Source organism: Streptomyces sp. NPDC043867 (assembly GCF_056435845.1).
Genome location: NZ_JBWKDS010000015.1, coordinates 68,093 through 87,531 on the forward strand (window position 1 = coordinate 68,093; position 19,439 = coordinate 87,531).

Below are 19,439 nucleotides of genomic sequence, written 5' to 3' on the forward strand. Positions count from 1 at the left end.
TGTGGGCGGCGGAGCCGGCCGGCGCGGAGCAAGGGGGGTGGTCCCCCCCCCCCCCCCCCCCCCCCCCCCCCCCCCCCGCTCCTGTTCACGCTCTCTCCGTGAGCCTTGTCTCCCTGGTGCAAATGGCGCAATAACGGATAAAGCCGACGTTCGGCATGCGGTTGTCCCCCACTTGGCGTGTATGTTCCGGGGCCGAGAGCCATGGAAGGGACCAATCCGGTGAACAAGAAGCTCGCGGCCGCGGTGTCCGGCGGTGCGGTACTGGTGATGGCGCTGTCGGGATGCAGCAGCAGCAGCGACGACGGCAACGAGAAGCTGGACGCGTGGGCCAAGCAGGTATGTGACGCGGTGAAGCCGCAGGCGAAGAAGATCGAGGCGGCCAACGCCGCGATCCAGAAGGAGACGTCGGACAACAGCACGCCCAAGGCGGTCCAGTCGACCGACTCGCAGGCGTTCCAGGACATGTCCGACGCCTACAAGGCGATCGGCGCCGCCGTGAAGAAGGCCGGGGCGCCGAATGTCGACGGTGGCCAGAAGAAGCAGACCGACGCGGTCAAGGAACTCGACGACATCTCCTCGTCGTACGCCGATCTGCGTAAGCAGGTCGACGGGCTCAACACCAAGGACCAGGCGAAGTTCGCCGACGGCCTCAAGGATGTCGCCACCGAACTCGACAAGCTGAGCCAGAGCGGTAACGACGCGCTGAAGAAGCTCGAGGAGGGTGACGTGGGCCAGGCCATGGCCCAGCAGGCGAGCTGCAAGAGCGCGTCCGGCTCTCCCGAGGTCACCAAGGGCTGAGCCGGCCGGGCGGCCCCGCCCCGCGGTGTCGGCGGCGGGGCCGGTCTCCCGTGCCCGGGAGTGGCGCTGACGGTCAGCCGCGCCTGGCGGTGGCTCCCGCGCTTTTGCGTGCCCGGGGGCGGGCTCTGACGCTCAGCCGCGTCCGGGGCGGCCCTGACGGTGCTGGGCCCGCGTGGGCGGCCTGGCGGTCTGGTGGCGCCCGGTGCGCGGAACACCGGTGCGTGGGGGTGATGGCGGCCTTGGCGGAGCCGGAGCCCGGTGCGTGGGCGTGGTGGCGGTCGTACGGCGCTGGGTGCGCGGTGCGCGGTGCGCGGGGGTGGTGGCGGGCGTACGGTGCCCGGTCGCGCGGTCGTCGCGGCGCCCTGCGGGTCACAATGGGGTGGTGAGCCACACCAGCCTGTCACCGTTGCCCTCGTCCGACCGTCCCGACGTCGCCGCGCGGCTGCGGGACGCCCTGCTCGGCGCGTCCTACACCGCCGACGGGATGCTCGATCTGCTCGGCGCCCCCGCGTACGCGGCGCTGGCGCGCAGCGAGACCGTGCCCGCGCTCCGGGCGACCCGCGGGGACACCCCGCTGGAGACCCTTGTACGCCTGTTCCTGCTGCAGCAGCCGGTGCCGCACGCGCGCGTGGCGGACGTGCTGCCCGTCGCCGACTGCCTGGACGGCGGATGGCTGACCTCGGTGGGCGGGGACGAGGTCGCCGCGACCGTGGACATCAGGCCGTACGGCGGGACGGACGGCGAGGACTGGTTCATCGTGTCCGACCTCGGGTGCGCGGTCGGCGGGGCCGGCGGCATCGGCAGCCGGGAGGAAGGTGTCGTCCTCGGCGTCGGCGGGGCGTCCACGACGCTCGCCGGCATCACCGTGCGCACGCCCGTCGCCTCCGCGCTCGACCTCGGCACCGGCTCCGGGATCCAGGCGCTGCACACCGCCCAGCACGCGACGCGCGTGACGGCGACCGACGTCAACCCCCGCGCCCTGCACATCACCGCACTCACCCTGGCGCTCTCCGGCGCCCCGGCGGCCGATCTGCGGGAGGGCTCCCTCTTCGAGCCGGTCGCCGACGAGAAGTACGACCTGATCGTGTCGAACCCGCCCTTCGTGATCTCGCCCGGCGCCCGGCTCACGTACCGGGACGGGGGGATGGGCGGGGATGATCTCTGTCGCACGCTCGTTCAGCAGGCGGGGGAGCGGCTGAACGAAGGGGGGTACGCGCAGTTTCTCGCCAACTGGCAACACGTGGAGGGGGAGGACTGGCAGGACCGGCTCCGCTCGTGGGTGCCGCGCGGCTGCGACGCGTGGATCGTGCAGCGCGAGGTGCAGGACGTCATGCAGTACGCGGAGTTGTGGCTGCGGGACGCGGGCGACCACCGCAGCGACCCCGCCGAGTACCAGACGCGGTACGACGCCTGGCTCGACGAGTTCGAGGCGCGCAAGGTGAAGGCCGTCGGCTTCGGCTGGATCAGCCTCCGCAGGACCGGCGCTGCGGAGCCTTCGGTCACGGTCGAGGAATGGCCGCATTCGGTCGAACAGCCGCTCGGTGACGCCGTGCGCGCGCACTTCGACCGCGTCGGCTATCTGCGGGAGCACGACGACGCGGCCCTGCTCTCCGGCCACTTCAGGCTCGTGGCCGAGGTCGTCCAGGAGCAGGTCGGGCTGCCCGGTGCGGAGGACCCCGAGCACGTGGTGCTGCGTCAGCACCGCGGTATGCGCCGGGCGACCAAGGTGGACACCGTCGGCGCGGGCTTCGCGGGCGTCTGCGACGGCACGCTGAGCGCGGGGCGGATCCTGGACGCCATCGCGCAACTCGTCGGCGAGGACCCCGTCCTGCTGCGCGACCGCACACCCGAGCAGATCCGGCTGCTGGTGGAACAGGGGTTCATCGAGCCGGTGAGGTGACACCGCGCGGGACACGGCTGCCGGGGCCGGGGCCGGGGGTGCCGTCGGGTAGCGCGTTGCCCCCGTGAGTCGGGGGGCGCCGCCGGGTTGGCGCGCGGCCCCCTGGGTCGGGAGCGCCGTCGGGTAGGCGGGCCCCCTCGGCCGTCCTGCGGAGGCTGCGTGGGACGGGCCTGCGTACGACGGGGCCTGTACAAGGAGGCCGCCGTCGGGAGCCGCAGGCGAGACGGGGCAAGGGGTCGGCGAAACGACGACTTCGCCACACCACGTCGTCGGCGCGGCCCCCGCCCACGCGGCGGCGGCGGACCCGCAGGGTGGCAGCGCGCACGCTCCGCCGGGCGCTCACAGGGGACGGCCGCTCCGCGTTCACCGTGGGTTCGTCCGGCCGCTTCCGGGCCGTGCCAGTCTCCGCACCCTGGGACGGCGGGACGGAAGGGTGAAGCCATGGAAAGCGGGCCGGCGATCTTCGCGGGAGCGGCGTTCACCCTGTTCGGAGGGGCACTGCTGGCGTGGACCGCGATGCGGCTGCGGCACCGCGAGCCCGTCGCCCTCGGTGTGAACCCCGTCGCATCGGCGACGCTCGCGGGCCTCGCCTCGGCCGGCGCCCTGGTGCTCGGCGTCTGGTGCTTCACGCGCGCGTAGGGAGGGGGTCGCCGGTCTCCGGGCGGACGACGTCCGGTAATTGAGAGGTCACGCTCCGGATAGGGGTGAAACAGCCGGTGGCCACTCCGGGCGGCAGGAATGGCGGTAGTCGGGTTACCGTTCGAGTGGCCGTTGCGGGCTTTTCCCGTTTGACACGGGGGCGGGATGTACCGTCACACTCCGCAGCGTCAGCACGACACGACCCCCGGGAGCAAGACCTGGGGAGACCCCCCTCGTCGATCCGGAGAGAAGAGCGAAGTTGTCCCCGACCAGCGACACCGCACACGGCGGCCGCCGACTCGTCATCGTCGAGTCGCCTGCCAAGGCGAAGACGATCAAGGGCTACCTCGGCCCCGGCTACGTCGTCGAAGCGAGCGTCGGGCACATCCGCGACCTCCCGAACGGCGCCGCCGAGGTGCCCGAGAAGTACACCGGCGAGGTGCGCCGCCTCGGCGTTGACGTCGAACACGACTTCCAGCCGATCTACGTCGTCAACGCTGACAAGAAGGCCCAGGTCAAGAAGCTCAAGGACCTGCTGAAGGACTCCGACGAACTCTTCCTGGCCACCGATGAGGACCGCGAGGGCGAAGCCATCGCGTGGCACCTCCTCGAGGTCCTGAAGCCCAAGGTCCCCGTCCACCGGATGGTCTTCCACGAGATCACCAAGGACGCCATCCGCGCCGCCGTCGCCAACCCGCGCGAGCTCAACAAGCGCATGGTCGACGCCCAGGAGACCCGCCGCATCCTCGACCGCCTCTACGGCTACGAGGTCTCGCCGGTCCTGTGGAAGAAGGTCATGCCGCGCCTGTCGGCCGGCCGTGTCCAGTCCGTGGCGACCCGCCTCGTCGTCGAGCGTGAGCGCGAGCGCATCGCCTTCCGCTCCGCCGAGTACTGGGACCTCACCGGCACCTTCAATACGGGCCGCGCGGGCGACGCGTCGGACCCGTCGGCGCTGGTCGCCAGGCTCACGGCGGTCGACGGCAAGCGTGTCGCCCAGGGCCGCGACTTCGACTCGCTCGGGCAGATCAAGGGCCCGAACACGCTTCACCTGGACGAGACGAACGCCCGCGCGCTCGCCACCGCCCTCGGGGACACGGACTTCGCCGTCCGCTCGGTCGAGTCCAAGCCGTACCGCCGCTCGCCGTACGCCCCGTTCCGTACGACGACGCTCCAGCAGGAGGCCTCGCGCAAGCTCGGCTTCGGCGCGAAGGCCACCATGCAGGTGGCGCAGAAGCTGTACGAGAACGGCTTCATCACCTACATGCGTACGGACTCCACCACGCTGTCGGACACGGCGGTCGGCGCCGCCCGTGCCCAGGTCACGCAGCTGTACGGGGCCGACTACCTGCCGGCCCAGCCGCGCACGTACGCCGGGAAGGTCAAGAACGCGCAGGAGGCGCACGAGGCGATCCGCCCCTCGGGTGATCGTTTCCGCACCCCGGCCGAGACGGGTCTGACCGGCGACCAGTTCAAGCTGTACGAGCTGATCTGGAAGCGGACCGTCGCCTCCCAGATGAAGGACGCGGTCGGCAACTCCGTCACCGTCAAGATCGCGGGCCGTGCCTCCGACGGCCGCGACGCCGAGTTCAGCGCGTCCGGCAAGACGATCACCTTCCACGGCTTCCTCAAGGCGTACGTCGAAGGCGCCGACGACCCGAACGCCGAGCTGGACGACCGCGAGCGCCGGCTGCCCCAGGTGAGCGAGGGCGACCCGCTCTCCGCCGAGGAGATCTCGGTCGACGGCCACGCCACCAAGCCCCCGGCCCGCTACACCGAGGCCAGCCTGGTCAAGGAGCTCGAGGAGCGCGAGATCGGCCGCCCGTCGACGTACGCGTCGATCATCGGCACGATCCTCGACCGCGGATACGTCTTCAAGAAGGGCACGGCTCTCGTCCCGTCCTTCCTCTCCTTCGCCGTGGTCAACCTCCTGGAGAAGCACTTCGGGCGGCTCGTCGACTACGACTTCACCGCCAAGATGGAGGACGACCTCGACCGCATCGCGCGGGGCGAGGCGCAGTCCGTGCCGTGGCTGAAGCGGTTCTACTTCGGCGAGGGCGAGGCGAGCGGTGCCGCCGAGGCGGGCAACGGCGACGGCGACCACCTCGGCGGTCTCAAGGAACTCGTCACCGACCTGGGCGCCATCGACGCCCGCGAGGTGTCGTCCTTCCCGGTCGGCAACGACATCGTGCTGCGCGTCGGCCGCTACGGCCCCTACGTCGAGCGCGGCGAGAAGGACTCCGAGAACCACCAGCGCGCGGACGTCGCCGAGGACCTCGCCCCGGACGAACTGGACGTCGCGTACGCGGAGGAGCTGCTGGCCAAGCCCAGCGGCGACTTCGAGCTCGGCGCCGACCCGGCGACCGGCCACCAGATCATCGCCAGGGACGGCCGCTACGGCCCGTACGTCACCGAGGTGCTCCCCGAGGGCACCCCGAAGACCGGCAAGAACGCCGTCAAGCCGCGTACGGCGTCGCTGTTCAAGACGATGTCGCCCGACACGGTGACGCTCGACGACGCCCTCAGGCTGATGTCGCTGCCGCGAGTCGTCGGCAAGGACGCCGAGGGCGTGGAGATCACCGCGCAGAACGGCCGCTATGGGCCGTATCTGAAGAAGGGCACGGACTCGCGGTCGCTGACCGCCGAGGAGCAGCTCTTCACCATCACGCTGGAAGAGGCGCTCGCGATCTACGCGCAGCCCAAGCAGCGTGGACGCGCCGCCGCCAAGCCGCCGCTGAAGGAGCTGGGCGAGGACCCGGTCAGCCAGAAGCCGGTCGTGGTCAAGGACGGTCGCTTCGGCCCGTACGTCACCGACGGCGAGACCAACGCGACCCTGCGGTCCGGCGACAGCGTCGAGGAGATCACCCCGGAGCGCGGCTTCGAGCTGCTCGCCGAGAAGCGCGCCAAGGGCCCGGTCAAGAAGACCGCCAAGAAGGCACCGGCCAAGAAGGCGGCCACCAAGAAGGCGCCGGCCAAGAAGACGGCCGCGAAGAAGACGACGGCGTCGAAGGCACCCGCCAAGAAGGCACCTGCCAAGAAGGCCGCCGCCGAGAAGACGACCGCCTCGGAGAGCTGACTCCCGCGGAGGACTTCCGGGGGCCTTCTCCGGGAGGCCTCTGCCGGACGCCTCTGTCGCAGGGCCTTTTCGAAGGTCTGCACGGATCCCTCAGCTCGGCTCCCTGAAGCCCACGCGGGCTCTCTTCTGCCCGCCCTCGCGCGCCCCCACACCTCCAGATGTGGGGGCGCTCGTATGTTCGGCCGCCCCTTCGGGGAGCCGGTCCCCTCCGGATAGGCTGTCAGGATGACGCGAGCCGAGCAGCCAACGGCCCACCACCGGGCCCCCGACGACGCCCTGGTCGCAGATTCCCGGGAGCGTGCCGTCCGCGCACTCCTGCGCCGACCGCAGCTGAAACGCCTGTGGAGCGCGCAGCTGGTGGGCGGAGTCGGCGATGCCCTGGCCCTGCTGGTCCTGGTCCTCCTCGTCCTCCAGGCGGCCATCGCCGATGGCTCCTTCGGCGGCGGCTATCGCGGGGTGAGCCTCGCCGTGGCGGCCGTCTTCGGGGCACGCGTCCTCGCGACGCTGCTCTTCGGGGCGGTACTCCTCGGCCCGCTCAGCTCACTGACCTCCCATGAGGGGCCTCTCGACCGCCGCTGGACCATGATCGGGGCGGACGCCGTACGCGCCGCCCTTTTGATCGTCGCGCCGCTGTGGATCGACTGGACCCCGGACGACGCGCTGGCCGTCCTCCTGGTGACCGCCTTCGTGACCGGCGTCGCCGAGCGCTTCTGGACCGTGTGCCGCGAGAGCGCGGCGCCCGCGCTGCTGCCCGCGCCGCCCCTGGAGGGCGCGACGGTGCGCCCGCTGCCGGACCACATGGCCACACTGCGGCGCCTGTCGCTGCGTACGGCCTTCGTGTCGGTGCCGCTCGCGGCCGCCGCACTCGTCGTCGTGTCGCTGCTGAACAACCTGCTCGGCGCCGGGCTCGACTGGTTCGAGCAGCACCAGGCGGCCCTCGCCTCGTACGTCGCCGCCGGTCTGTTCGCCGCCTCCCTCACCGTGCTCATCTCCCTGGAACTGCCCGGCACCCGCACCCCCCGCGCCCGCTCGCCCCTGGAGGGGCTGCGCCGTCCCAAGACCGGCACGGGCGTCGACAAGGGCCGTACGGGGGCCATACCGCTGCTCGTGCCGGCCTGCGCCGCCGTCGCCGGGGCCGTCGCGGCCGCCGTCGCCGTCTTCGTGCTGCATGCCAAGGACCTCGGCGGCGGCCCGGTGACGTACGGGCTGCTGGTGCTCGTGCTGACCGGCGGTGTCGTGATCGGCATCCGTACGGCGCCGTCCCTGCTGCCCTCGCTGTCGCGGCGCCGGCTGCTCGCGCTGGCCATCGCCTTCACGGGCGTCGCCCTGCTCACCGCCGGACTCGTCCCGGACGTTACGACGGTGCTGCTGATAGTCGCTTTCGCGGGGGTCGGCGCTGGTGTCGCCGCCAACACCGGGCACACGCTGCTCGACCAGGAGACCGAGGAGTACCGCCGGCCGCGGACGACCGAGCACCTGCACGCGGTCGTAAGGGTGTTCGTGGCGCTCGGTGTGCTGGTGGCGCCCCTGGTCGCCGCCGCCATCGGTCCGCACCGGCTGGAGAACGGCAAGTTCGTCTTCGCGCACGGCGGTGCCGCCTTCACGCTGATGCTCGTCGGCGCCCTGCTGCTGCCGGTGGCCGCGCTGGTGCTCGCCAAGATCGACGACCGGTCCGGAGTGCCGCTGCGGCACGATCTGAGGGACGCGCTGCGCGGCGGCGACGACCCGGAGCAGGCGCCCGCCGCAGCCGGTTTCTTCATCGCCCTGGAGGGCGGCGACGGGGCCGGCAAGTCCACGCAGGCCGAGGCCCTCGCGGACTGGATCCGCGCCAAGGGACACGAGGTCGTGGTCACCCGCGAGCCCGGGGCGACGCCGGTCGGCAAGCGGCTCCGGTCGATCCTGCTCGACGTGTCCTCGGCCGGCCTCTCCAACCGCGCGGAGGCCCTGCTCTACGCGGCCGACCGCGCGGAGCACGTGGACACGGTGGTGCGCCCCGCGCTCGAACGCGGCGCCATCGTCATTTCGGACCGCTACATCGACTCCTCGGTGGCCTACCAGGGAGCCGGCCGCGACCTGTCGCCGACCGAGATCGCGCGGATCTCGCGGTGGGCGACCGACGGTCTCGTGCCGCATCTGACGGTTCTGCTGGACGTGTCTCCGGAGACGGCCCGTGAGCGGTTCACGGAGGCACCCGACCGCCTGGAGTCCGAGCCGGCCGAGTTCCACGCGCGCGTGCGGTCCGGTTTCCTCACCCTGGCCGCCGCCGACCCCGGGCGTTACCTGATCGTCGACGCCGGCCAGGAGCCCGAGGCGGTCACCACCGTCGTCCGGCACCGGCTCGACATGATGCTGCCCCTCTCCGAGGCCGAGGTGAAGGCCCAGGAGGAGGCGCGCAGGGCGGCCGAGGAGGAGGCCCGGCGCAAGGCGGAGGAAGAGGCACGCCGCAAGGCCGAGGAGGAGCGTCTGGAGCGCGAGCGCCAGGAGCAGCTCGCCAAGCTGCGTGCCGAGGAGGAGGAGCGCAAGCAGCGCGAACTGGAGGAGGCTCAGCGCCGCGAGGCCGAGCGCCAGGCCGAGGAGGCCCGGCAGCGCGCCGAGGAGGCCCGCCGCCGCGCCGAGGAGGAGCGCGTCCGCAAGCTCGCCGAGGAGCAGGCGCGAGCCGCCGAGGAGGAGCGCAGGCGCAGGCAGGCCGAGGAGGAGGCGCGGCTTCGTGCCGAGGCCGAGGCCCGGCGCCTGGAGAAGCAGCGCAAGGCCGAGGAGGCGTTGCTGCGGGCGGAACAGGCGCGACGGGCGGCGGCGGAGGCCGCGGCTGCTTCGGCGGCCGCGGTGACCGCGGCCGGGGCGCTGGAGGCGGGGCCCTCGGGCGCCGGTGCCGCGTCTGCGGCGCCTTCGGTGCCCGCTTCGACGCCTTCCACGCCGGCTGCGGACAGCCGGCAGACCGTGCCGACGCCGATCGTGACACCGACGAACGCGACGGGCGGCCCGGCGGACGAGACGGCGGTACTGCCGCCCCTGCGGGACGTCGGGGAGGGCCTCAGGTCCGGGACCTCCGGTTCAGGGACCTCCGGTTCTGGGACTTCCGGTTCTGGGACTTCCGGTTCTGGGACTTCCGGTTCCGGGAGCGGTTCCCGACGGGACGGTGGATCCCGACGCGACGGCAGTTCCCGTGGGGACGGCGGTTTCCGTGGGGACGGCGAGGAGACCGCCACGCTGCCGAAACCGCCGGTACCGCCGACGGCGGCCGACGAGACGGCGGTGCTGCCGCCGGTTCCTTCGACGGCAGCGGACGAGACGGCGGTGCTGCCCCCGGTGACGCCTGGTTCGTCGGACGAGACGGCCGTGCTGCCTCCGGTGCGTGCGGACCGTCCTGCCGACGAGACGGAGGTGCTGCCGCCCGTACCTGACGCGGGCGAGGCCCCGGCACGCGGCGGGGCAACGGGCGGGTCGACCGACCGTGTGCCGCCGGGTTTCTTCCGCGACGAGCGCCCGGCGGGCGACGAACGCCGGCGGCCCGACGGCAGGGACGCGAGCGAGGGTGGCAACGAGCGCACGCGCGAGCTGCCGCAGGTCGACGAGACGGGCACTCCGCGCCGGCGGCGCTCGGACTGGGCGGAGGAGACTCCGCTGGACGACCTCCCGAGCCTGGCGGACGAGCTGCTCGGCCCGCGCGAGGACGACGACCGGGACGAGGGGCGCGGCAGGGGCGGACGGCGTCGCTGAGCCGATCCGGCACCGGCGCCCGCACCGGCATCGACGGGCGGCACCGGCGCCGGCAGAGCGGCGGCATCGGCACCGGAGGCGATGAGCCGAGTGCCGCCGGATTCGTGATGGGGGCGGGGTGCCCGGACCGGGCGCCCCGCCCCTGGCGTTGTCGGGGCCGGCGGAGCATCGCGTCCGGCGGTGGATTCCCGGCGCCCGGCGGGATTGTCAGTGCCCTCCCGCACAATGGGACGCGGTAGGGCGAAGTGCGACGGAAGGGCGGTGCCCCATGCCCGTGTGGGACGACCTGGTGGGCCAGGAGAAGGTGAGCGTGCAGCTCGCCGGTGCCGCCCGTGACGCCGACGCGCTCGTGACGGCGATCGCCACGGACACCGCGCCCCCCGAGGCGACGAAGATGACGCACGCCTGGCTGTTCACGGGGCCACCCGGCTCGGGCCGTTCCACGGCGGCACGGGCGTTCGCCGCCGCGCTCCAGTGCGTGAGCCCCGACCGGGCCCTCGGCGGAGTCCCCGGCTGCGGTTTCTGCGACGGCTGTCATACGAGCCTGGTGGGCACGCACGCCGACGTGCAGATCGTCCGCACCGACCTGCTCTCCATCGGCGTGAAGGAGACCCGCGACCTGGTCCGCCGCGCCCAGATGTCCCCCGCGACGGGCCGCTGGCAGGTCATCGTCCTGGAAGACGCCGACCGCCTCACGGAGGGCGCGGGCAACGTCATCCTGAAGGCGGTCGAGGAGCCGGCGCCCCGCACGGTCTGGCTTCTGTGCGCCCCCTCCATCGAGGACGTCCTCCCCACCATCCGCTCCCGCTGCCGCCTCCTCACCCTGCGCACCCCCCCGGTGGACGCGGTCGCCGACATCCTCGTACGCCGCGACGGCATCGATCCGACGGTCGCCGCGGCCGTCGCCCGCGCCACCCAGGGCCACATCGGCCGGGCCCGCCGGCTGGCCACGGACGAGCGGGCCCGCGCGCGCCGCGCCGCCGTCCTCAAGCTCCCGCTGCGCATCGACGACATCGGCGGCTGCCTCAGAGCGGCCCAGGAGCTGATCGACACAGCGGCGGAGGACGCCAAGCAGCTCGCCGAGGAGGTCGACGTGAAGGAGACCGACGACCTGAAGACGGCCCTCGGCGCGAGCCAGGGCGGCCGGATGCCGCGCGGTACGGCGGGCGTCATGAAGGACCTGGAGGACAGGCAGAAGCGCCGGAGAACGCGTACGCAGCGCGACAGCCTCGACCTCGCCCTGATCGACCTCACCGGGTTCTACCGCGACGTGCTCGCCCTGCAGCTGGGGTCCGGCGTGGCCATCGCCAACACCGAGGTGCAGGACAGCCTGGAGGGCATAGCGCGCGGCAGCTCCCCCGAGGCGACGCTCCGCCGTATCGACGCCATCGCGGCGTGCCGCGAGGCCCTCGACCGCAACGTGGCCCCGCTGCTCGCCGTGGAGGCGATGACGGTGACGCTCAGAGCGGGCTGACGGCTGCCCGGTGCTTCGAGGGGGACCTGCGCAGCATCGCGAGGACGGACTCGTTTGACCGGGTCACTCGTACGAGCAGGTTTCGCCACGGATGGTGACCGGGCGGTCGCGCAAGGTTACGCTCGTGGGATGCACATCAGGCGCTCCCTGCGGCCGTCGCGGTCCCTCCGGCCCTCCCGGGCCCTCCGTTCCCAGTCACCCCGCCGTGTCCGGACGGTGGGAGTGCCGCGTCCTCTGCGCGCCGGCGGCACCCTGCTCGCCGCCGCGGCGCTCCTGGTCTCCGCCTGCTCCCCGGGCAGTTCGACGACGGCATCCACGGCGTCGACGGCGGACGCCGCGCTGGCCGCGCTGCCCCGGGCCACGCCGTCGGCGCTCTCCCCGTACTACGAGCAGAAGCTGGTCTGGCGCTCGTGCGGTGTCCCCGGCTTCGAGTGCGCCACGATGAAGGCACCGCTCGACTACGCGAAGCCGGCGTCCGGCACCATCAAGCTGGCCGTGGCCCGCAAGAAGGCCACGGGCCCGGGCAAGCGCATCGGCTCGCTGCTGGTCAACCCGGGCGGACCGGGCGGTTCGGCGATCGGCTACCTGCAGTCGTACGCGGGCATCGGCTACCCGGCCGAGGTCCGGGCGCGCTACGACATGGTGGCGGTCGACCCGCGGGGCGTGGCCCGCAGCGAACCCGTCGAATGCCTCACCGGCCCCCGCATGGACGCGTACACGCAGACGGATGTCACCCCAGACGAAGAGAAGGAGAAGGGGGAACTGGTCGCCGCTCACAAGGAGTTCGCGGAGGGCTGCGGCCGGGACTCGCCCCGTCTGCTGCGGCATGTGTCGACGGTCGAGGCGGCCCGCGACATGGACGTGCTGCGCGCCGTGCTCGGCGACTCGAAGCTGCACTACGTGGGAGCCTCGTACGGGACGTTCCTGGGGGCGACGTACGCCGGGCTGTACCCCGGCCGGGTGGGCAGGCTGGTGCTGGACGGCGCGATGGACCCCTCGCTGTCCGCCCGCAGGATGAACGAGGACCAGACGGCGGGCTTCGAGACGGCGTTCCAGGCCTTCGCGAAGGACTGCGTGGGACAGGGCGACTGCCCGCTCGGCGGGGCGGGCACGAGCGCGGCCCAGGCGGGCAAGAACCTGCGGGCGTTCTTCGACGGGCTCGACAAGGCACCCGTCCCGGCGGGCGACGCGGACGGCCGGAAGCTCGGTGAGGCGCTGGCCACCACCGGCGTCATCGCGGCGATGTACGACGAGACGGCCTGGCCGCAGCTGCGCGAGGCGCTCACGTCGGCGATGAAGGACAAGGACGGGGCGGGTCTGCTCGTCCTCGCGGACAGCTACTACGAGCGCGACGAGAACGGCAAGTACACGAACCTGATGTTCGCCAACGCGGCGGTGAACTGCGTGGACCTGCCGGCGGCCTTCTCGGGCCCCGACGAGGTGGAGAAGGCGCTCCCGGCCTTCGAGAAGGCGTCCCCGGTGTTCGGCGAGGGCCTGGCCTGGTCCTCCCTGAACTGCGCGTACTGGCCGGTCCGGCCCACCGGGGAGCCGCACCGCATCGAGGCGAAGGGCGCCGCCCCGATCCTCGTGGTCGGCACGACCCGCGACCCGGCCACCCCCTACGCCTGGGCCGAGGCCCTCGCCGACCAGCTCGCCTCCGCGACGCTGCTCACCTACAACGGCGACGGCCACACCGCCTACGGCCGCGGCAGCGCCTGCATCGACTCCGCGATCAACCGCTACCTCCTCCAGGGGGCCGCCCCCAGCAAGGAGAAGCGCTGCTCGTAACCCACCGCACGCCCCGGTGTCCCGGGCCCCGGGGCCTGTGCGGAGCACCCTGCGAAACTGTGTAGACTTACCGACGTTGCTGATCGCACCATGGTGCGGACAGCGCGCCGCCTTAGCTCAGATGGCCAGAGCAACGCACTCGTAATGCGTAGGTCTCGGGTTCGAATCCCGAAGGCGGCTCTGTAAAAGCCTCAGGACTCACTCGCCGTGACCTGGGGCTTTTGCTTTGCGCGGACGCGGTGACGGCGCTCGGCGCGGGCCGTTCGGCTGTCGAGGGTCTCAGTGGGGCCCGGATCGGGCGCGGCCGGTCGCTCCAGTTCGCGCGGGATGAGGCCTTCGGGGGACAGCCGATGACCGTGAGCAGTTCAGGAAGGTCCGGGGCGATGCGGAAGCGCACTCTGCGGTTCGGACTGTACGCGGACGAGCAAGGGGCCGCGTGGGTTCGGGGGCTCGTCGGGGAGGCCGTGGGCGCTCGGAGTGCTCGGGTCGTCGGTGAGGTCGCCGTGCGCACGGTTTCCGACGGAGGGCTGACGACCGCCCACCTGTACGACTTCCTGGCGGAGCAGTGGGCCTGGGAGCATCCCGGTCAGTCCGGCGGGGCGCGGGAACCGGTCGAGCTGCGGGTCCACTTGGTGTGTTCCCTGCGGACGTGGCGGGCCATCCGCAAGACGGTCGTCAGGAGCCTGTGCCCGGAGGGCATGGCGCCGCACACCTGCCGGGTTCCCTGGACGGCTGCCTGAGCGCGTTCGCGGTGCCGGGCGTTGCCGACAGACGGAGTTCGTACGACCGGGAACGGCTGCGCGGACCGGTTCACGCAGGGGCTGGCACGGCATCGGCGGGGGCTGCTGCTCCGCGTGGACGGGCACCTCGAAGAGGCCCACCGGCAGCGGGAGTCGGCGCTCGACGCGCTGGAGGGCAGGGACACCCCGGCGGTCGAGGAGCTGAGGGTCCTGCTGGGGGAGGGGTGACGAGGTGCCGGCAGACGTCACTTCGCGTCCGCGAGGTGACGAGGACGCCGGCAGACGTCACTTCGCGTCCGCGTAGCACTCCACCACCGCCGTGGTGAACGGGAAGCGGACCGGGGTCTCCCCGAACGTGAGCCTGCCCGCCAGTTCCGCTGCCTCGCGGATCGCGGTGACCACCGTGTCGGCCTCCTCGGCGGGACAGTGGACGATCACCTCGTCGTGCTGGAAGAAGACGAGCTCGGCGGCCAGGCCGGCGCACGTGCGGCGGAGGGCGGCGAGCACCAGCAGGGCCCAGTCGGCGGCGCTGCCCTGGACGACGAAGTTGCGCGCGAACCGGCCGCGGGCGCGGGAGTCGCTGGACGCGTAACCCGGGACCCAGGCCTGGTCGGCGGTGCTCATGGCGGTGTCGGCGGGGTCCGCCGGGTCGCCCTGCGGGATGCCGGCCTCCTCCGCGGAGTCCTCGCCGGACCCGGCGGCCGGGGGACACGTCCGCCCCAGCCACGTACGCACCAGGCGCCCCTCCTCGCCCGCCCGCGCCGCGTCGTCGACGTACGCGACGGCCTTGGGGAAGCGGCGGCGCAGCAGGGCGAGGTTCTTCAGGCCGTCGCCGGACGTCTGTCCGTACACCGCGCCCAGTACGGCGAGCTTGGCCTGGGCGCGGTCGCCGGCGAAGGCGCGGTCGGACACCGACTGGTACAGGTCGCTCTCGCGGCCCGCGACCTCCATCAGGCCGGGGTCGCGGGAGATCGCCGCCAGCACGCGCGGTTCCATCTGGTCGGCGTCGGCCACGACGAGCCGCCAGCCCGGGTCGGCGACGACTGCGCGGCGGATCACCTTGGGGATCTGCAGGGCGCCGCCGCCGTTGGTCACCCAGCGGCCGGTGACCGTGCCGCCCGGCAGGTACTCGGGACGGAAGCGGCCGTCCCTGACCCAGTCCTGGAGCCAGGACCAGCCGTGGGCGACCCAGATGCGGTACAGCCTCTTGTACTCGACGAGCGGCTTCACGGCCGGGTGGTCGAGGGACTCGATCTCCCACCGTCTGGTGGATCTGATCCTGATCCCGGCCTGGGCGAAGGCCTTGACGACGTCCGCCGGCAGGTCGGGGCGGACCCGGCGGCCGAACGCGGCCGACACCTCGTCCGCGAGCTCGGCCAGGCGGCGCGGCTCGCCGCCGCCCGCGTACCGCTCGCCGAGCAGTTCGTGCAGTACCTCGCGGTGGACGTCCGCGCTCCACGGGAGCCCCGACCCGTTCATCTCGGCGGCCACCAGCATCCCCGCAGACTCGGCGGCGGTCAGCAGCCGCATCCGCTGCGGGTGCTCGGCCGCGTCGTGGCGGCGCTGCTGGTCCGCGTAGACCTCCAGGAGGTCCCCAAGGGGTACGTGCGCGGGGCGCGGTTCGAAGAGGGACGACTGCGAGCCCGGCTCGGCGGAGCGCTGCGGAGGGTCCCGCGGTACGGGGCCGCCGTGCAGCCGGGCCAGTGCGGCGGCCGCCGACCGGGGTTCACCGAGGCGACCCTCGTGGCCGAGCAACAGGGTCTCGGCGGCCTCGATGTCGTAGCACCGCTCGACTCGCACCCCCGTGGCGAGCAGACGCGGATACACCTCGGCCGTCGACCGCCACACCCAGCGGACCACGTCCGGCCGTGCGCGCACGGCCTCGACGAGATCCGCCTCCCGACGGACCGGGCCCGCGGGCAGCCCGCCCCGGCCGAGGCCGACGACTTCGACGCCGCCGTCCTCGGCCGGCGCGAGAGCCCACCGGTCCGTCATGTCTGCGAGTGTCGCAGGGGGGTCTGACATCGGCATTCGGCACGGAACGCCCGGCGCTCGTACCCCGCCGCCCGGACCGCCCCGGCGCGGAGGAGGCCCTGCCGGAGCACGAGAACGGTGACGGCGTACGAGGGGGACCGTTCATCCTCGGCGGGCGGTTGCCCGGCGGGGCGCAGCAGCCGGTGGCACTGCCGGTCATGTCCGGCCTTCGTCGCCACCACCGCGTCGAGGGCGGGGAGTTGCGCGCGAGGGCGCCGCGACTCCCCGGTTCCGCTACCGACGCCCCACCACCATCGCCCCCGCCGCCGACACCCCCACCGCGACCACCAGGCACGCTCCCGCGCACCCGCCCAGCAGGTCCCACGGGACCGCGACCACCACCGGTGCCGACAGGCGGCCCAGGGCCGCGGCCAGTCCGGTGAGGGTCACGGCGGTGACGGCCAGGCCGAGGACGGCGCCCACGGCGACTCCCAGCGCCGACTCACCCGCCACCACCCGCAGCACCTGCGCCCGGGTGGCTCCCGCCAGCCGCAGCGAGCGCAGCTCCGGGCCTCGGACACAGGTCGCCATCAGCAGGGTGCCGGCGAGTGAGATGCCCGCGTACACGAGGGCGATACCGAGCACGACGAGCAGTCCGAGCCGGGTCTGCGGGCTGGTGCGCGGATGGGTGGCGGCCAGCCAGGCCGCCGTCGTACGCACCTGCCCGCCGCAACCGGACGCCCGCAGGGCAGCCGCGACCGCCGCCGGATCCGCGCCGCGCTCGACCCGTACATCGAGCCGGTCGACGGCGGCCCGCGGAGCGTTCGCCCTGGTCACGTAGGCGCCGTTGTTCCCCGTGCCCCGCGCCAGTACCGCGGCGACACGCAGCCGGGCCGGCCGTCCGTCGCCGAGCCACACCCGGACCACGGAACCCACTTCGTGCCGCTCCCACTCCTCGTTCACGACGATGGAGCGGTCGTCGAGATCGCGTACGTCCCCCGCCACCACCGGCAACCGCGCAACGGACGCGAACGCGCGCACGTCCGTCACCGCCCGCGCGTCCGACCGGATCAGCGAGGTGCCCTCCTCCCGTACGAACACCGCCGTGGACGCGGTGCCCGACACCGTCGCCCCCGCGACCCGGACCGGGGTCAAGTCGTCGCCGGTCACGACGAATCGGGCGCTCGTCCCCTGGCCGGCCTCCCGCGCCTTCGCCGCCGTGACGGTCTGTGCCGACCCGAGCAGGCAGCCCGCCAGCGCGACGGTCACCAGCACCGGAGCGGCCACGGCCGACGTCCGCCGCACGGAGGCGCGCGCGTTCTCGCGGATCAGCAGGCCGCTCGCGCCAGGCAGCCGGGCCAGGCCCGCGAGCGGGCGGACCAGGACGGGTGCCAGCGCGGCCACCGCGGTGACCAGGATCATCGGCTGGGTCGTGTACGTCTTGCGCTTCAGCAGCTCGGCCGGGCCGGAACCGAGCTTCCAGGCCAGCAGGCCGAGTCCGCACGCCAGCAGGGCGAGGCCGAGCACCCGCCGCGGCCACGGCAGCACCCCCGGGTCCACCGCCGCCTCGCGCAACGCCTCCACGGGAGAGGTCAGGCCCGCCCGGCGGGAGGCGGCCCACGCACCGGTGACGGCCACCAACAGGCCGGTGCAGCAGGCGACTTCGTACGGCCAGTAGGTCGTCCCCCGCAGCGCGAACCACGGCGGTGCCATCCCGCCCTCCACCAGCGCCCGCACCAGCCGCGGTGCCCCCCACGCCCCCAGCGCGCACCCCGCCGCCGAGGCCGCGACGCCGACCGCGAGCGCCTCACCGAGCAGCAGCCGGCGCACCCGTCCCGGGGTCGCCCCGGCCAGCCGCAGCAGCCCGAACTCCCGCCGCCGCAGGGCCGCGACGAAGGCGAACGTGGACGCCGTCACGAAGACCGAGACGAACACCGTGACCCCGGCCGCCGTCCCCAGCAGCGAGTTGACCGCGACGAGTGCCTCGGTGTCCCGTGCCGTCGCGGGATCGGCCAGCCGCCGGTCGTCACCCGTCAGTACCCGCACCCGGCCGGTTCCGGCCCCGCCCGCGGCCCCGTCCGGCGACGCGGCCTCGCGAACGACCGCGCGCACGGCGGCCGCCGGCGCGTCGACGCCGACCGCGTCCCGGGCCGCGCCGTCGGTCCGGACGGTCCCCAACGCACGTAGTCGGCGCAGCAGTTCGCCATCCACAGGGTGTGGCTGCGCCAGCCTCCTCGACACGGACGCGGTGCCCGGTCCGCGCCGCACCTCCACCGTGAGCGTGTCCTGCCCCATGACCACGACGGGCGAGCCGGCGAAGCGCTGCGGCTCGCGCGCCGGGGCGTCCAGCGTCGCGGCCAGACCGAGGCCCATCGCCGCCGTCACCCCGACCCCGAGCGCCACGGCGACGAAGGAACCGAGCAGCGACACCCCGCGCGTACGCAGGGACGACCAGGTCAGCACGGCGCACCCGACGGCGCGGTCGCCTCGCCGCGTACGCCTTCCAGCCGCGTCAGACGCGCGGCGACGTCTCCCGCCGAGGGCGCCGACAGCCCGCCGCTCACCCGGCCGTCGACCAGGAACACCACCCGGTCCGCGTACGAGGCGGCCACCGGGTCGTGGGTGACCAGCACGGTCGTCTGTCCCTCACGGTCCACCAACTGCCGCAGGAGCAGCATGACCTGGCGGCCGGTAGTGGTGTCCAGGGCGCCCGTCGGCTCGTCGCCGAAGAGGACGTCGGGGCGGGTGATCAGCGCCCGCGCGAGGGCCACCCGCTGCTGCTGCCCGCCCGACAGCTGCGACGGACGGTGCCCGGCCCGCTCCGCCAGCCCCACCCGGTCCAGCGCCTCGCGCACCGCACTCCGCGACGGGCGGCGCCCGGCCAGCCGGAGCGGCAGCGCCACGTTCTGCGCGGCGGTCAGGGACGGCAGCAGATTGAAGGACTGGAACACGAACCCGATCCGCTCCCGCCGCAGCAGTGTCCGCCGCCGTTCGCTCAGCACCGCCAGCTCCACCCCGGCCACGGTCACCGTCCCGGAGGTCGGCCGGTCCAGGCCCGCCGCGCAGTGCAGCAGCGTCGACTTGCCCGACCCCGACGGCCCCATCACGGCGGTGAAGGTCCCGGCGGCGAAGTCGAGGTCCACCCCGTCCAGGGCGGTGACGGCGCCGTAGTGGCGGCGCAGGGATCGGATACGTACGGCTGTGGTGGTCATGCCTCCCAGCGAACCGTCCGCTGGCCCCGCGCACACGACCGCCAGCGGGCGTCCCCGGGGTAGGGCCAGGCCTACCCCAGGCATTGCCCCGCAGGCCAGGGCGGGCCACTCCCGCCGGCCGTGG

General features: G+C 73.5%; 12 protein-coding genes and 1 tRNA gene. 10 read left to right on the forward strand and 3 right to left on the reverse strand.

All coding sequences use genetic code 11. From position 1 onward, the window contains the following. Window positions 1-201: 201 nt before the first annotated feature. The 10 genes from AC069T_RS17175 (at window position 202) to AC069T_RS17220 (ending at window position 14,357) form a co-directional block, all read left to right on the forward strand. A complete protein-coding gene (locus tag AC069T_RS17175) occupies window positions 202-798 on the forward strand; it encodes a small secreted protein (RefSeq protein ID WP_478783541.1) in 597 nt (198 codons plus the stop codon). Between the two features lie 382 nt (window positions 799-1,180). After that, complete coding sequence (locus AC069T_RS17180; RefSeq protein ID WP_478783542.1) at window positions 1,181-2,698, forward strand: DUF7059 domain-containing protein; 1,518 nt, start codon at window positions 1,181-1,183, stop codon at window positions 2,696-2,698. A 441-nt stretch (window positions 2,699-3,139) separates the two neighbouring features. After that, a complete protein-coding gene (locus AC069T_RS17185) occupies window positions 3,140-3,337 on the forward strand; it encodes a hypothetical protein (RefSeq protein WP_476753681.1) in 198 nt (65 codons plus the stop codon). 259 nt (window positions 3,338-3,596) lie between these two features. Further along, window positions 3,597-6,410, forward strand: a complete 2,814-nt coding sequence (topA, locus tag AC069T_RS17190) for a type I DNA topoisomerase (RefSeq protein ID WP_478783543.1) — start codon at window positions 3,597-3,599, stop codon at window positions 6,408-6,410. A 225-nt stretch (window positions 6,411-6,635) separates the two neighbouring features. Then, entirely contained in the window at window positions 6,636-10,127 is a 3,492-nt protein-coding gene (tmk, locus tag AC069T_RS17195) for a dTMP kinase (RefSeq protein ID WP_478783544.1), read from the forward strand. A 268-nt stretch (window positions 10,128-10,395) separates the two neighbouring features. Then, window positions 10,396-11,601 (forward strand): DNA polymerase III subunit delta', encoded by a 1,206-nt coding sequence (locus tag AC069T_RS17200; RefSeq protein WP_478783545.1) that lies wholly within the window; start codon window positions 10,396-10,398, stop codon window positions 11,599-11,601. A gap of 129 nt (window positions 11,602-11,730) precedes the next feature. Then, window positions 11,731-13,389 (forward strand): alpha/beta hydrolase, encoded by a 1,659-nt coding sequence (locus AC069T_RS17205; protein WP_478783546.1) that lies wholly within the window; start codon window positions 11,731-11,733, stop codon window positions 13,387-13,389. Window positions 13,390-13,495: 106 nt separating this feature from the next. After that, a tRNA-Thr gene (locus tag AC069T_RS17210) sits at window positions 13,496-13,569 on the forward strand. A 203-nt stretch (window positions 13,570-13,772) separates the two neighbouring features. Next, complete coding sequence (locus AC069T_RS17215) at window positions 13,773-14,129, forward strand: hypothetical protein (RefSeq protein ID WP_478783547.1); 357 nt, start codon at window positions 13,773-13,775, stop codon at window positions 14,127-14,129. Between the two features lie 21 nt (window positions 14,130-14,150). After that, window positions 14,151-14,357: a hypothetical protein gene (locus AC069T_RS17220; RefSeq protein ID WP_478783548.1), complete on the forward strand. Its 207-nt coding sequence runs from the start codon at window positions 14,151-14,153 to the stop codon at window positions 14,355-14,357. A gap of 57 nt (window positions 14,358-14,414) precedes the next feature. On the opposite strand, the gene AC069T_RS17225 is transcribed toward AC069T_RS17220, so the two are convergent. The 3 genes from AC069T_RS17225 to AC069T_RS17235 all read right to left on the reverse strand — a co-directional run bounded on the left by AC069T_RS17225 (window position 14,415) and on the right by AC069T_RS17235 (window position 19,315). Beyond that, on the reverse strand, window positions 14,415-16,124 hold the full coding sequence (locus AC069T_RS17225; RefSeq protein WP_478783549.1) for a bifunctional 3'-5' exonuclease/DNA polymerase: 1,710 nt from the start codon (window positions 16,122-16,124) through the stop codon (window positions 14,415-14,417). A gap of 273 nt (window positions 16,125-16,397) precedes the next feature. After that, a complete protein-coding gene (locus tag AC069T_RS17230) occupies window positions 16,398-18,566 on the reverse strand; it encodes an FtsX-like permease family protein (RefSeq protein ID WP_478783550.1) in 2,169 nt (722 codons plus the stop codon). Further along, window positions 18,560-19,315 carry an ABC transporter ATP-binding protein gene (locus AC069T_RS17235; RefSeq protein WP_478783551.1) on the reverse strand — a complete coding sequence of 252 codons (756 nt, stop codon included), beginning with the start codon at window positions 19,313-19,315 and terminating at the stop codon, window positions 18,560-18,562. The genes AC069T_RS17230 and AC069T_RS17235 overlap by 7 nt, the downstream gene beginning before the upstream one ends. Between the last annotated feature and the right edge of the window lie 124 nt (window positions 19,316-19,439).

Coding starts and splice junctions, on each gene's coding strand:
- AC069T_RS17175 (WP_478783541.1), top strand. CDS start 202: ATGGAAGGGACCAATCCGGTGAACAAGAAGCTCGCGGCCGCGGTGTCC.
- AC069T_RS17185 (WP_476753681.1), top strand. CDS start 3,140: ATGGAAAGCGGGCCGGCGATCTTCGCGGGAGCGGCGTTCACCCTGTTC.
- tmk (WP_478783544.1), top strand. CDS start 6,636: ATGACGCGAGCCGAGCAGCCAACGGCCCACCACCGGGCCCCCGACGAC.
- AC069T_RS17200 (WP_478783545.1), top strand. CDS start 10,396: ATGCCCGTGTGGGACGACCTGGTGGGCCAGGAGAAGGTGAGCGTGCAG.
- AC069T_RS17205 (WP_478783546.1), top strand. CDS start 11,731: ATGCACATCAGGCGCTCCCTGCGGCCGTCGCGGTCCCTCCGGCCCTCC.
- AC069T_RS17215 (WP_478783547.1), top strand. CDS start 13,773: ATGCGGAAGCGCACTCTGCGGTTCGGACTGTACGCGGACGAGCAAGGG.
- AC069T_RS17225 (WP_478783549.1), bottom strand. CDS start 16,124: ATGACGGACCGGTGGGCTCTCGCGCCGGCCGAGGACGGCGGCGTCGAA.
- AC069T_RS17235 (WP_478783551.1), bottom strand. CDS start 19,315: ATGACCACCACAGCCGTACGTATCCGATCCCTGCGCCGCCACTACGGC.